The following is a 13,099-nucleotide window of genomic DNA, read 5'->3' on the forward strand; positions in this document are numbered from 1 at the left end:
CTACTCGGCGCGCTGAGCAGCGTAGGCGTCCGCTGCGGCGCCCAGCGGATCACCCTTGGGCGCGACGCCCTGGTTGCCGAGGGCGGCGAGCAGCGCGCTGAGGCAGGTGGTGACATGATTCCGCGTGGCACCAGCACCCATGAGCCCGATGCGCCAGGTCTTGCCCTTGAGCGGTCCCAGTCCACCGCCGATCTCCAAGCCGAAGTCGTGCAGCAGCTGACTACGGAGCTTCGCGTCATCGACGCCTTCCGGGATGTTCACGCTCGTCAGCTGGGGGAGTCGCTCCGCCTCGGGCACCGCGAGCGACAGGCCCATGGCCTCGAGCCCGGCCTTGAGCGCACTCGAGTGGCGCTGGTGGCGAGCAACGCGCTCTTCCAGCCCCTCATCCAGGGTCAAGCGCAGCGCCTCGTGCAAGGCGTACATCATGTTGATGGGCGCCGTGTGATGGTACGCGCGCGCCTGACCCCAGTAGCTGGCGATCAGGCTCAGATCCAGGTACCAGCTCTGCACGGGTTGTTTTCGTGCGGCAAGGCGCTCCTCCGCCTTCGCCGAGAAACTGATCGGCGCGAGTCCTGGCGGGCAAGACAAGCACTTCTGGGTGCCGGAGTAGATGGCGTCTACCCCGTGCTTGTCCAGGTCGATGTGGGAGCCGCCAAGAGAGGTCACGGCGTCCACCAAGAGCAACGCGCCAAGCTCGTTTGCGACCTCGCGCATCGGCGCCAGGTCTTGCAGCACGCCGGTCGAGGTCTCAGCGTGCACCACAGCCAGGATATCGAACGACTTGCCGCCAGCTGCCGCGAGCAGTTGCTCTTTGGTGAGGGCGCGGCCCCAGGTCTGCTCAACAACGCTGACTTCGGCGCCGCAGCGTTTCGCCACCTCCACCATGCGTGTGCCGAAAACACCGTTCACTCCCACCAAGACGCGCGTGCCTGGCTCCACCAGGTTCACGAAGCAGGTTTCCATCCCCGCGGAACCGGTACCGCTCATGGGAAACGTCAGGCGATTCTTGGTGTTGAAGGCGCCGCGCAGCATCTCGCGTACTTCGTCCATCACCTGGAGAAAGTACGGGTCCAGGTGCCCGACGGTGGGCTTGCTCAAGGCGTTCAGCACGCTTGCAGGCACGGGCGAAGGTCCGGGCCCCATCAGGACGCGAGTCGGAGGTGTCAGCTGCTGCATGCTGCGAGCCTTCCCCGGTTTGCCCTGGGAAGGCAAGCGCTCGCGCTCGACGAGCTGAGTCAGCGTACGAGGCGAAAGCCCATGCCGGCATAGCGCGCTGCGGCACCATCGGCGTCGTCGCGATCGCCAATCACCAAGCAGCGCTTCGCATCCACGCCGAGACGCTCTGCGGCCTTGAGGTAGCCATCAGGCCACGGCTTGAGGCGACTCGGTCCGTCGGGCTCGCCGTTGGCGATCACCACATCGAAGAGCTCCACGGCGCCCAGTGCTTCGAGCTTGAGCTGCGCCGGGTAGTCGCTCACGAGCGCTGTCTTTCCGCCATCCGCGTGGAAACGCTGTATTTCGTCTAGCAGGCTCTGGCGACGAAACCAGCGGATGAAGCGTCCCGGCCTCGCCACCATCCAGTCCGTGATGATCCCGCGCACCTCGTCCACAGGGCGTTTGGTTGCAGACGCAGTGCGCTCGAGCTGGATCGCGAAGGGGCTCTCCACCGGCTCGGTCAGGTGTTCGCGCAGGGCCTCGTGTTCATGCCGAAAGCGCCGCAGGAGCTTCACGTGGCGAAAGCCAAACAGCACCAGGCTGAGCGCCATCATCAGCTTGAGGGGCTTCGGCCGATACAGCGTACCGTCCAGATCTACGAGCCAAGCGTCGTATTCGCGCGAGCTGTCTACTGCCAAGGTCGCCATCTGGTAGCACGCTGTCTGCGGGAAGTGTGAGGCTAGCGCGTGACCGTTTCCGGAGTGTGACGTTGCTCGGGGGTTTGGGGGGGAGGTCAGCCGTTCACCAGGCGCAGCCCAGCGGGCAGCTCTTCTCCGTAGAACGCCGCTTGGTCACCCGCAGTCGCCGGCACGAACTCGCGCAGGGCGCGGGTCCATTCGGCGAGCTGTTCTGGCTCGACAGGCATGCCGGCTTTTGCGGCCTTCTCCAGGCGCTGGACGATGGACTCCCTGGCTGCCTCTCCGATGTCGCGGCTGCGATCGCCGGTGACGCGCCCGAGGGATACCGCGGCGTGGGCGGCCGCAGGCACTTCTTCCCACTTCTCTCGGGTCATGTGATCGAGCCAGCGCTCGATGGTGCGGGTCGGCACGACGTGATGGGCGCTGGCGTACATCGGGTTACGCGCGCCGATGCGGCTCAGGGCCTCCCACAGCCGCGGATCGCGATCCGTCCAGGTGCGCTCCAAGATCCAGCGCCCCAAGTCGGCGCGCCGCTCTGGAGGCAGACGTTCCAGCGAGGATGCGAGCTCCAGCATCTCCACCGGGTTCGTCGGGCGGAGCTTCTTCGGCTTCTTCAACTTCTCTTCGGCGGGCGCGAGGAATGGATCCACCAGGTCGCGGATCGCGATTTGCGCCTCCTCCGGTAATCCGCCGCACAGCCGACGCCAAGCGACCCACAGCGATTGCCAGTTGCGACTTTCTGCGTGGAATATCAAGCCCGCGGGGATGAGCTTGGCCACGCGGTTGATGCGTTGCTCATCGCCCGGGTAGCCGAACCCTGGACGCAGACAGAAGCCGGCCAGTAGCCAGAAGATGCGCTCGTGATCCGCTGAGCGTTTGCGGGCGCCTGCGTCCTTGATCAGCTTGTCGAAGAGCGCGCGGTTGGTCTCCGGGGTCCAGCTCTTGCGCTCTCCGAGGAGCTTCTCCAGGTCGCGCACCAGGTCCTTGGTTTCCCGCGCCTTGACGTCGGTGCGCCCCTTGCCAAAGACGCGATCGATGGCATCCGTCGCCTGTTCGAAGCGCGGGTCTCCTGGCAACTGGGAGCGCCGACTCTGAGGCGGAATGGATCCCGGAGGAAGCGATTCCTTGGGTCCTTCGGCTTCTACCGGGCCGCGTAGGTCGAAGGCCAGGGCGTAGCGCCTGGGGTTCGTCTCGACTTGTTCCTCGCAAGCCAGCTCGAGCGTGCCAATGGCGGACAGCTCCCCCTGAAGCTCGACGCGGATTTCCCGTGCCTTGTCTGCGTCCGCCTCGAAGGCGTTGGAGACGGGTGGCAAGCGAATGAAGCGCGCCTCGTCGATGTCGACCAGGCTCCCTGGCGCATGAACGCTCGCGTCATCCGAGGCATACAGGTCAAAGCGCACGGCTTGGCCAAGCAACAGGCTCAGAGGGTGAGCCGCCGCGCGGTGAGCTTCGCCTTCCTTCGCCCCCTTCGGGATCACGCAGATGGCGCGGCGCTTGGACGGATCTTCACTCGCCGCCCCGATGTAGTAGCCGCGCGCCGAGCCGCCGCCGATGCGCGGCCCTTCGCCGCGCAGCGCGAGGCCATACACCACCGCCCCACGCGCCACGGCGCGATCTGGATCCGACTCACTGAGCACACTCACAGGCTGTGCGGCCCAGCCCTCGAACACTTGCTGCAGGCGTGCGCGTGCTGATTTCGCGCGGAACAGACCACCGTTGAACAGCAAAGCGCTCGGGAGCTGGATGTCGCCGTCTTTCGAGTGGCGCGTGAGGAACCAGGCGACGTGATGGGTGATGGCTGGGTCGGCCTCGTAGGGCAACCCAAAGGCCACCAAGCCGCCGCGTCCGCGCTTGGGCCGCACGCTGAGCGGCGCCTCCGGCAGGAAGCCATCGAATAGCACGCCTTGTACCTCTTCCCGGGACAGCGTGGCCTTGAGCGTATTGCCAAGCAGGGCGCTTCCACGCCCCAAGAGGCGAATCGGGGCTTCGTTCGGAGCCTCGGGGCCGAGGAGCTGTTCCTTTGCCGCGCGGCAAGCCATCACCAGCTGCGCAAAGCGACCCGGGTCCAGGGCCTCGCCTTTCAGCTGCTCCGCGAGGCGCTTTTCCAGCAAGTGCGCCAGGGTGAGGTCGATGTTGTCGCCGCCGAGGAGCAAGTGGTTGCCGACGGCGACCCGTTCCAGGTTCAACACGTCTGGCTGCTTCGAGACTTCGATCAGTGTCAGGTCCGTCGTCCCGCCACCCACGTCGCACACGAGGATGCGCGCCGCGCCAGCTTGGCTGAGTACCTCCAGCTCCTGTTGGCCACGATCGGCCAAGTAGGCATAGAAGGCAGCCTGCGGTTCCTCCAGGAGACGCACGTTGAGTCCCGCGGCGCTGGCCGCGCTTAGGGTCAGCTCGCGTGCGCCTTGATCGAAGCTCGCGGGTACCGTCAGCACCACCTGCTGCTCGTCCAGGGGCAGCTCAGGATGGGCACGATCCCAAGCAACCCGCACATGGGAGAGGAGACGCGCGCTCGCCTGAACCGGCGACAGCTTGGTCAAGCCTTCGGCTTCGCTCGCCCAAGGCAAGATAGCCGCGCTGCGGTCCACGCGAGGGTGGCAGAGCCAGCTCTTCGCCGAGGCGATCTGGCGTCCGACGACTTCGCGACCGCGGTTGCGTGCGTACTCCCCGAGTGCCCAGGGTGCATCTCCCCACGGATCCGCAACCTGCTCATCATCCAGCGGCGCGTACAGGAAAGAAGGCAAGAGGTCCCGCGCGCTGACTTCGCCGGCGCCGATGAGCTGCGGCACGCGAAACAGCTCGACCGGCCCAGGTGTGCCGTCCTCAGCGAGCAGTGAGTACGCCACCACGGTGTGGGTGGTGCCCAAGTCGATGCCAACGATGCAGCCCTGCTTGCTCACGGGGGGGAGGTAGCAAATGTTCGACGTCGTGCGATGTTTCACCCACTGCAACATGCTGCACGAAACGTTTGCGCGATTTACAGAACGGGGAAGCGAGGCCATTTGGGCGGGATTGCGTTGCGCGAAATGGAGCGCCTCACCCCCAACCAATGAAACGTCGTGAAACGACTGGGACAGCTGGTTTCAGGTGTTTGCAACGCGCTCGCCGCCTCTTCAGAGGCTGCAAGTCCCGTGATCTCCGGCATTTCCGTGGGGTCAGTCACTGGCACGCCGGCTGCAATCCCTACCTCACCAACCACTCGCGCCTGAGGGGCGCGCTTTGAAAGAACCGTTTTCCTCCCGAGCAGCTCACACACGAGTACGGGGGAACAGGAGTGAGCCATGCAGATCCAGTCGTTTTATGACAAGCCCACCTTCACGCTGACGTTCGTCGTTTGGGACGAGCAGACGAACGACGCGGTCGTGATTGATCCGGTCCTGGACTTCAACCCGCTGACCGTCGCTACTGAGACCATGAGCGCGAGCCACGTGCTCGAGTTCATTCAGAAGCGCAAGCTCAACGTCCATTACATCCTCGAGACCCACGCTCACGCCGACCACCTGAGCGGCGCGCAGTTTCTCAAGCGTCACCTGAACGCGAAGGTGGTGATCGGGGAGAAGATCACGAAGGTGCAGTCGATGTTCAAGGACATCTTCGCGCTGGGTGAGCTCAAGACGGATGGCTCGCAGTTCGACAAGCTGGCCGCCGACGATGAGGTGATCAAGGCAGGGAGCTTGGAGGTCAAGGTGATCGCAACGCCCGGCCATACGCCGGCTTGTGTGAGCTACCTGATCGACGACGCGGTGTTCACCGGCGACGCGCTGTTCATCGAGGACTACGGCACCGGACGCTGTGATTTTCCTGGCGGCAACGCTGCGGACCTCTATGACTCGGTGCACGGTAAGCTGTACAACCTGCCCGAAGAGACGCGCGTCTTCGTTGGCCACGACTATCAGCCCGGTGGGCGCCCGCTGCGCTGTGAGACCACCATCGCCGATAGCAAGGCGAAGAACCCGCAGCTCAAGCAGTCCACCGAGCGTGAAGCCTTCGTCGAGGCGCGCCAAGCACGGGACGCGACGCTGGACCCGCCGCGCCTGCTCTACCCGAGCGTGCAGATCAACATTGCCGCAGGGCAACTACCGCCGGAGAACCCCAACGGTCGCCGCTACCTCTCGATTCCGCTGAACCTGCGGCGGCCCACCGACGAGGCCGGCGAGCCCAAGGCGATGTGAGCTGCGGTCGTTGCGAGCTGCGGTCGTTGCGAGCACGGTGCAATCCGGGCTAGGACGGGGCGGTGGAAACGCCGCGTCTGTTCCTAGCCCAAGCCTGCAACAACGCCTGGTCCAATCACCGGCTGTTGGTCGCCTGCGAGAAGCTGAGTGCCGAGGAGTTTGCTGACGCCTCGCGCACCAGCTTCTTTCCGTCGATCAGTGCGACCCTGAATCACAACCTGATCGTCGATTGGTACTACGTGGACGCGCTCGAGGGAGGTGACCTCGGCCTCGCTGCGTTCGCGAGTGATGTCCCGTGTCCGAATTTTGCGGACCTGGCCAGGGAGCAGCGCGCCGTCGACCAGCGCTTGATTCGCTTCTGCACCGGGCTTTGCCCCGAGGATCTGAGTCGCGAGGTGCGCATGCAGCGACGGGATCATGTGCAGGTGGACTGCGTGGCACGGACGCTGTTGCACCTGCTTCAGCACCAGATCCATCATCGGGGGCAGGCCCACGCGATGCTGAGCGGCACCTCGGTCAAGCCGCCTCAGCTGGATGAGTTCTTCATGGCGGGGGAGGTGCACCTCAGGGCCGAGGAGCTTGCGGAGATTGGGCTCAGCGAGGCGCAGATCTGGGGGTGCTGAGAAGCGGGTTTGCCGCAACACCCTCGGTCTGGCGGGAGCCTGGCGGGCGGGGCGCTAGCAGGATACGATCCGGCGGTGATCGAGCGGATTCACTACAAAGGCTTCAAGAGCTTGCGCGACGTGGTCTTCGAGCCTGGGCGCTTCGCCGTGATCGTGGGTCGCAACGGAAGCGGTAAGTCCACGATGCTCGAGGGCATCCGCAAGATGTGCATGCTGGCGCAGCCCTTACCCGGTGAGGGAAGGAGAGTGGGCGGGAGGCCTGCGCTCGTTTTCGACGAGTCGCAGTTCGATGCGGAGAGCTTTGCACGCCAGGGGCACTTTCAGCTCACTCTCACGTATCCACGCCACGTACTCAGCGTGCACGCTAACTCTAAGGGGGTCGAAGACAAGCGCCTCTTTCTCACGTTTGACAGCAACCAAGTACCGGCAACCTCCTCCGAGTGCAAAACGCGCCTTGATGCTGCTCAGGGTCATATACCCACTGCGCGCTACTTCCGCTTCGCCCAGGATCGACTAACGGCCGTGGCGTTACCTCGAAGCGACACGCCTGAGGTAGAGGAAGATGGCTACGGTGTTGCCACTGTTCTTTCAGATCTAGCGGGCAACGCGAGGCAACAGTTCGATTTGGTGCTGGAGGACGTCAAAGCCATTGTTCCGGGGGTGGAAGACTTGCGCCTACCCAACGCGTGGACCTCTGTGACCGAGAGTGAGCTTGTCAGGATTGGCGACGATCTGCTCCCCCGTCAAACAAAGCGAGACGTTGTTGGTAAGTCATTTGAACTGCGTTTGGGGAAGCAGGGGTGGATCCCTGCGGAAATGTTGAGTGAGGGCACGGTATTGGCCCTCACATTGTCAACTCTTATCCGCTCGGCAACACGCCCTCGGGTCCTCTTGATAGACGACTTGGAGCGCGGGCTACACCCCCTCGCCCAGCAAGCTACGGTACGGCGAATTCAAGATGCCCTAGCAGCAGCGAGCGATCTCCAAGTGATTTGCACCACGCACTCGCCGTTTGTGGTCGACGCCGCGCCGCCGGAGAGCGTCTTCGTGACCAAGGTAGAGCGAGCGACGGGTGCGGCGAGCGCTAGGCGCCTGATCGAGCATCCCGAGTACGAAAAGTGGAAAGACGCGATGCTCCCGGGTGAGTTCTGGTCCAGCGTAGGCGAGGACTGGATCTTTGAGGATGAGGCCGCTGCCCAGTGACGCACACGAAGCTCTTCTGCCTAGCCGGCGAAGACGCAGCGCACCACAAGCTCACGACCCGAATCACCGATCGACTTCTAGTCGAGGGCATCGATTGGCTTGAGGAAGGGGCGGTCCTTGACGGGACTCGAACGTGGGCGGGGCTCCAGTCGGTCGAATATTTCCAGCTGAGCAAGGCTTGCGCTCGCGCTCGCGAGGAGAAGCTAAACTTCTACGGAGGCTTCCAGAATGATCCCAAGGCACTCGAAGCTCGGCAATACCGCGCGGCAATCTTGCTATTCATGAAGGTCTGCAAGCCCCCTCCCACCCTGCTGATCATCGCCCGAGATCTGGATGGAGAGCCCAACCGCCGTCATGGTTTCGAGAGTGCTGTCGAGCATACTAAGCCACCGTTTCCTGTTGTTCTCGCAGCGCCGCAACCCGAAGCGGAGGCGTGGTACGTTGCCGGCTACGTTCCTCGTGATGATACCGAGCGGAAACGCTTGGATGAGGTGACCCGAAAGCTCGGATTCGATCCTACAGAACGCCCTCACCAGCTCAAGTCGACGACTCACGCGTCAGTCCGTGACGCGAAGTCTGTCCTGGAAATGCTCGAACCGAATCGCGATCGCTGGATCGAGTGCCTGGACGAGCCATGGAGCGTACTCGAACGGCACGGAGACGGGAGTGTTGGCATGTGCGAGTTTGTGTCGCACTTGAGGGCGGCACTGACTGTGGTGTTCCCTGAGATGAGGAAGGGCTAGATGCCCGGCAAGTCGCTCACCACCTACATCGCGCTGTTTCGAGGCATCAACGTTGGGGGCAACAAGAAGCTCCCGATGGCGGAGCTGCGAGCGCTGTGCGAGGAGCTTGGACTAGGTTCCGTACGGACATACATTCAGAGCGGAAACCTCGCATTTCGCAGTGGGCTCGACCAGAGCGCGCTCGAGCAGACGATTGAGAAAGCCGTGAAGGGGGAGTTCGGCTTCCATGCTGATGTGATCGCCCGCACCGCAAAGCAATGGAAGAGCTACGCCAAGGCGTCCGCGTTCCCTGACGCTGAGGAGGCGCGGCCGAAGTTTCTGCACTTGGGCCTGTCGAAGCAGAAGCCCGCGAAGGGTTGCATCAGCAAGCTCGAGGAGTACGCGAAGCTCGATGAACGCTTGGCCCTCAAGGGCGACGCGTTGTGGGTCGACTTCGTTGGGGGAGCTGGACGCTCGAAGCTCACCCCCGCAGTCTTCGATCGCGCGGTGGGCTCAACCGTCACCCTGCGCAACTGGCGTTCCGTGCAGGCGATCAGCGCGCTCTTGGAAGAGGTCGAGAGCGACTAGCGCGCGCGGCATGGCGTATGCAGTTGATGAACGTCGAGGTCGCCATGTTCAAGTTCGTTTCCGCCATCTTCGCCGCAACTCTGCTGGTTTCCTCCGTGAGTTGCGGACCGCCCACAACGCCCATCCCCGGAGCTTCGGCGGCTCGCTCGTCTATCGAGGGGCGGGTCACGCGCATCGAACGAGGACCGGAGGACGACCTGCAGCAGAATGTGCGCATTACGGTGGCGGTGGGCGACGGCTCGGAGCTCGACGTAGACCTCGCGCCGGGCTGGGTGCTGGATGAACACGGCTTACGCCTCGAGAAGGAGGACGCTGTGGCGATCGAGGCGCGCAGTGTGGCAGGAGGACTCGAGGCTACATCGATCCGATCGAGCGGCCCCCGCATCGATTTGCGCGCGCAAGACGGCAAGCCGCTCTGGCACCCCAAGAAGTAGCGAGTCTTCTGGCTACGGCGCCTAGGCGTGGTCTCGCTCCGCCAGGTCGCTGTTTGGGGTCGGAGCTGCACGAGCGCGCTCCAGCGCCATGGTCTTGCATGGTAGCTCGGGGTAGCTCCAACGCACGAGACGGGCCTTCAGCCGATCCGCGGGGAAAAGCAGTCCTTCGCGGAGCGCCTTCGACTGGTAGGTCCCGGTCAGCCGCTGAGCCCACTCTGGAAGCAGTGCCATGCTGGCGTGCACGCCGACCCAGCGTTCCCGCCGCTCTCTGGCTGACTGCGGAAAATCATCCGTCTGTCCGCTCAGGAAGTCGAGGAACTCCTGGAACTGCTGCGTCATGGCGAGCTTCGGGCGCATCTGAAGCAAGTAGTCTTCTAGCTCGGAGACGCTCTCTGGAACGTAGTCCGCCCCGCCCATTCGCCCGATGGGCGCTTGCTCTCGCAAGTAGCGGTCCTTCTCCGCGCGCGATAGCGGGCGGTTGTAGGTCTCGAAAGCGCGCATGACTGCCCAGGGGATCGCCGTGTGCACCCAGCCGATCAGCTCTGGATCGAGCGCGTGATACTCGACGCCATCGGCGCGGGTGCCTTTGATTCTCGCGTGGACGCCCTTTACCTGTTCAATCACCCGGGTTGCGGCGCGGGTGCTGCAGAAGGTGGTGCGCAAGACGTAGCCGAGGGTGTTGCGAGCCCTTCGAAATGGATCCGTGCGGTAAGAAGACTGAGTGAACACCCCGGCCATCACGGAAGGGTGGAGCACCTCCATCAGGATCGCGGCGGGTCCACCGATGAGCAGGCTCGCGAGGTCACCGTGGATCTCCCAGGAGATGCTCCCAGGGCCGATCAAGCCAGGGTCACCCAGAGGCTCAGCGTACAGCGCTGGCTCCGCGTGGCGACCTCCCTGGCTCTCGATCTCGTGGATGATCCCCTTTCGGAGTTTTTCGAATAGCGCCATGTGTCCCTCCCGAGGAGCAGCTTACGCTTCTAGCGGAGCTGCTTCAACGCTTCGGGGTCTTGGCCTTCGACCGGGGCGGGTGTAGCGTTTCCCCACGGGAGCACATGTCCACGAAGCGCGAGATTGCGTTCTCGCGCCCTTTGGCGGTCTTCAGGCTATGCAGCCGATACAGGATCGCGTAGCGATTGGCGCTATCTAGCTTCGCGAAGAAGCGCTCCGCTTTGGGCACCTTCGCGAGCGCTCGGGTGAATTCTTCAGGAACTTCAATCGTTCGTGAACCGGCGTAGGCCCTTGCCCAGCGTCCGTCAGCCTTGGCCTCGTCGATTGCGGCTTGGCCGGGGGCCTCGAGTCGCTGCGCGGCGATCAGCACATCAGCCTTCTCGCGATTGATCTTGGACCACGGGCTTTTGGCGGTTCGGCGAGAGAAGCGCTGCAGCCAAGCGGTGTCGTCCAGCGCGGCCTTCTGGCTGTCGATCCAGCCCCAGATCAAAGCGCCCTCGATGGCTTCGGCATAGGTGATGCTTGGGGCGGCCCCGCGCTTGGCGAGGCGCAGCCAGACGGCGCCGGACTTCGCGTGGTTCTTCTTGAGCCATTTCAGCCAGCTCGCGAGATCCTTGAAGCTCAACTGGGGTTCAGCGTCGCTCGTGGCTGGCTGGGACTTTTTGGCTGCCATCTGGCGACAGTAGCCCGCGGGGGTACAAGTCAATTGGACAAACGCGACGCTAGGGGGTTGGGCAGGCAGGAGATCTCTCGAAGCGATGAGGCGTAGAACCTGAGAAACATGCAGCAGAACCGTTTTGGAGTGGGGCGATCCGCTTCCAGGCGCCGCGTCTGGGGTGCCCTGTTGGTGGCGCTCTCACTGATATCGATCGGCGCATGCGGTGGCCGACGGGGTGGAAGTACGCCGCCGCCCAGTTCCGCGGGTCCGAACGCGAACGCCTGCGGCATGCATTTGTTCGAGACGCCTGCTTGCGAGAGCGCGTTGGACCAGGGGTGCTGTGCGCAACAGCAAAACTGCGCGGCGGATCCCAACTGCATGCGCATCGTGCAGTGCTGGAACGCTTGTGAGGCGCGGCGGGCCAGCGAGGGATGCAACTGCTTCAACAATTGCGCCCCACAGGGGTTGCAGACGCCGGGTCTCTCATTGTTTGGCTACGTCGCAGACTGCAGCAAGGCGATCCAGTATCCTGAAGCCATCGAATGCGAGACGGGGTGCTAGGACAATTACCGCGAGGTATCAAAGGCCGTTTGGGCTGGGGCGCGGGTATCGCGCTGGCCGTGCTTGCGGGTTGCTCTGCGGAAGAGACGGATCGCGCAGGTGGGCCGGCAGACGCGGGGGCAGATGGGGACGCGACGAACGTGGATGGCGCGGTAGACGCCGGCTTGAAAAGCCAGCGGCCTCCGCCGGATTGGGCGAGCGCGGATTTCATCGATGTTCACACGCACTGTGAGCTGATGTCTGACTGCGCAGGCGCGCGCTGTTGCGACACCAGTGGCCTCGCGTCTCTGGAAGGCTTGTACTCCGCTCGCGCGGTGCTCTTGAGCAACGAGTACTGGCTGATCAACGAAGATATTTACCCCGCGGAAGCGGTGAACTACTTCACGGGGCTGAACGAGACCGCTCGCGACACCGCAGCGAAGGAGCCCGAGGCGGTAGGCTTCTTTGCCGGGCTCCGTTGCTTGTATCAGCGGAAGGTAGATGAGAGCTGGGCCGAAGCCTGCAAGGCGGAAGCCCGGGATTGGGCGCGCCAGGGCGCGATTGGATTCAAAGATCACATTGGCAAGCAGTACGAGACCGGGGAAGCCGAAGGGGGCATGTTCATCGGTGGGTGGAATCGCTTCAACGGCTTCTGCGTTGTGCCCCAGGGCTCCCTCACCCCCAACTCCAGCTGCATGCAACAATCGACGGTGCACTACTTGGCGCTCGAGCCTGCTTGGCGAGAGGTCGTTCGCTACATCGTGGCGGAGCTGCGCCTGCCCATCGTCAGTCATGCGGCGTCCTACCAGGGGGCAACCACGACCTGCTATGACCCGGAGCTTGGGGCCATCGACAACTGTGCGCTCGTGACGCGACGTCACCAGCAGTCCCTCGCGACCTGGCTCTCGAACGAAGTGGATAGCGCTGCCCGTCGCCGCTTCATCGTCGCGCACATGGGGTTCCTGACGGGGGAGCCTGCCGGTTTGGTTGCACTCCTGGACACTGGCGTCTCTGTGGACACCTCACGGTTGGATGCCTTCGCGGCGGCTGGCTGTCAGGCGCGGAGCCTCTTCGCGGCCTATCCGCAGCAGATCCTGTTCGGGACGGATCGTCGGGTGAGCCAGACTTGCTTGCCTGCGTCTTATTCCGCGTGGATGCACATCTTGCGTGGCCCAGCCGACCAAGCGCAGAGCTTCGACACCTGTCAGGGGACGATCGATGCGCGCGGCTTGGAGCTTGGAACACCGCAGGTCGCTGGTTGCCCGGATGTCCCTAGTGACGCCCTCACTCGTGTGCTCAAGCAGAACTTCCTCGAACTCTACGAGTAGCAATGACGTTGGGCCGTCTCGCTCTGC

Annotated in this window: 13 protein-coding genes; 8 read left to right on the forward strand and 5 right to left on the reverse strand. The window is 63.8% G+C overall.

Translation table 11 applies throughout. The features are described 5' to 3' along the window. The 3 genes from H6718_21575 to H6718_21585 all read right to left on the reverse strand — a co-directional run bounded on the left by H6718_21575 (position 1) and on the right by H6718_21585 (position 4,807). On the reverse strand, positions 1 to 1,176 hold the full coding sequence (locus tag H6718_21575; protein MCB9588011.1) for an alanine--glyoxylate aminotransferase family protein: 1,176 nt from the start codon (positions 1,174 to 1,176) through the stop codon (positions 1 to 3). 59 nt (positions 1,177 to 1,235) lie between these two features. Next, positions 1,236 to 1,862 carry an HAD-IA family hydrolase gene (locus H6718_21580; protein ID MCB9588012.1) on the reverse strand — a complete coding sequence of 209 codons (627 nt, stop codon included), beginning with the start codon at positions 1,860 to 1,862 and terminating at the stop codon, positions 1,236 to 1,238. A gap of 86 nt (positions 1,863 to 1,948) precedes the next feature. Continuing rightward, positions 1,949 to 4,807 (reverse strand): Hsp70 family protein, encoded by a 2,859-nt coding sequence (locus H6718_21585; GenBank protein ID MCB9588013.1) that lies wholly within the window; start codon positions 4,805 to 4,807, stop codon positions 1,949 to 1,951. A 327-nt stretch (positions 4,808 to 5,134) separates the two neighbouring features. Between H6718_21585 and H6718_21590 the strand changes: the two genes are divergently transcribed. From H6718_21590 to H6718_21615, 6 genes are all read left to right on the forward strand, one after another. Further along, positions 5,135 to 6,025, forward strand: coding sequence for an MBL fold metallo-hydrolase (locus H6718_21590; GenBank protein MCB9588014.1), 891 nt, complete (start codon positions 5,135 to 5,137; stop codon positions 6,023 to 6,025). Between the two features lie 62 nt (positions 6,026 to 6,087). After that, positions 6,088 to 6,648, forward strand: coding sequence for a DinB family protein (locus H6718_21595; protein MCB9588015.1), 561 nt, complete (start codon positions 6,088 to 6,090; stop codon positions 6,646 to 6,648). 75 nt (positions 6,649 to 6,723) lie between these two features. Further along, positions 6,724 to 7,851 carry an AAA family ATPase gene (locus H6718_21600; GenBank protein ID MCB9588016.1) on the forward strand — a complete coding sequence of 376 codons (1,128 nt, stop codon included), beginning with the start codon at positions 6,724 to 6,726 and terminating at the stop codon, positions 7,849 to 7,851. Beyond that, positions 7,848 to 8,594: a hypothetical protein gene (locus H6718_21605; GenBank protein MCB9588017.1), complete on the forward strand. Its 747-nt coding sequence runs from the start codon at positions 7,848 to 7,850 to the stop codon at positions 8,592 to 8,594. Before H6718_21600 ends, H6718_21605 begins: the two co-directional genes overlap by 4 nt. Further along, on the forward strand, positions 8,595 to 9,161 hold the full coding sequence (locus H6718_21610) for a DUF1697 domain-containing protein (GenBank protein ID MCB9588018.1): 567 nt from the start codon (positions 8,595 to 8,597) through the stop codon (positions 9,159 to 9,161). A gap of 26 nt (positions 9,162 to 9,187) precedes the next feature. Further along, positions 9,188 to 9,595: a hypothetical protein gene (locus H6718_21615; GenBank protein ID MCB9588019.1), complete on the forward strand. Its 408-nt coding sequence runs from the start codon at positions 9,188 to 9,190 to the stop codon at positions 9,593 to 9,595. Between the two features lie 21 nt (positions 9,596 to 9,616). On the opposite strand, the gene H6718_21620 is transcribed toward H6718_21615, so the two are convergent. Further along, a complete protein-coding gene (locus H6718_21620; GenBank protein ID MCB9588020.1) occupies positions 9,617 to 10,546 on the reverse strand; it encodes a DUF2236 domain-containing protein in 930 nt (309 codons plus the stop codon). A 43-nt stretch (positions 10,547 to 10,589) separates the two neighbouring features. Next, positions 10,590 to 11,219, reverse strand: a complete 630-nt coding sequence (locus tag H6718_21625) for a YdeI/OmpD-associated family protein (GenBank protein ID MCB9588021.1) — start codon at positions 11,217 to 11,219, stop codon at positions 10,590 to 10,592. Between the two features lie 108 nt (positions 11,220 to 11,327). Here H6718_21625 and H6718_21630 point away from each other — a divergent pair, with 108 nt between their 5' ends. Then, the gene (locus H6718_21630; GenBank protein ID MCB9588022.1) at positions 11,328 to 11,765 is read left to right on the forward strand and encodes a hypothetical protein; all 438 of its coding nucleotides are present in this window, start codon (positions 11,328 to 11,330) and stop codon (positions 11,763 to 11,765) included. Beyond that, complete coding sequence (locus tag H6718_21635; GenBank protein ID MCB9588023.1) at positions 11,747 to 13,072, forward strand: hypothetical protein; 1,326 nt, start codon at positions 11,747 to 11,749, stop codon at positions 13,070 to 13,072. Before H6718_21630 ends, H6718_21635 begins: the two co-directional genes overlap by 19 nt. Positions 13,073 to 13,099 lie beyond the last annotated feature (27 nt).

It is taken from the genome of Polyangiaceae bacterium, from assembly GCA_020633205.1.
In the GTDB taxonomy this organism is placed as follows: Bacteria; Myxococcota_A; Polyangia; order Polyangiales; family Polyangiaceae; genus JAHBVY01.

Coding starts and splice junctions, on each gene's coding strand:
- H6718_21575 (MCB9588011.1), bottom strand. CDS start 1,176: ATGCAGCAGCTGACACCTCCGACTCGCGTCCTGATGGGGCCCGGACCT.
- H6718_21580 (MCB9588012.1), bottom strand. CDS start 1,862: ATGGCGACCTTGGCAGTAGACAGCTCGCGCGAATACGACGCTTGGCTC.
- H6718_21585 (MCB9588013.1), bottom strand. CDS start 4,807: ATGTTGCAGTGGGTGAAACATCGCACGACGTCGAACATTTGCTACCTC.
- H6718_21590 (MCB9588014.1), top strand. CDS start 5,135: ATGCAGATCCAGTCGTTTTATGACAAGCCCACCTTCACGCTGACGTTC.
- H6718_21610 (MCB9588018.1), top strand. CDS start 8,595: ATGCCCGGCAAGTCGCTCACCACCTACATCGCGCTGTTTCGAGGCATC.
- H6718_21615 (MCB9588019.1), top strand. CDS start 9,188: ATGAACGTCGAGGTCGCCATGTTCAAGTTCGTTTCCGCCATCTTCGCC.
- H6718_21620 (MCB9588020.1), bottom strand. CDS start 10,546: ATGGCGCTATTCGAAAAACTCCGAAAGGGGATCATCCACGAGATCGAG.
- H6718_21625 (MCB9588021.1), bottom strand. CDS start 11,219: ATGGCAGCCAAAAAGTCCCAGCCAGCCACGAGCGACGCTGAACCCCAG.
- H6718_21630 (MCB9588022.1), top strand. CDS start 11,328: ATGCAGCAGAACCGTTTTGGAGTGGGGCGATCCGCTTCCAGGCGCCGC.
- H6718_21635 (MCB9588023.1), top strand. CDS start 11,747: ATGCGAGACGGGGTGCTAGGACAATTACCGCGAGGTATCAAAGGCCGT.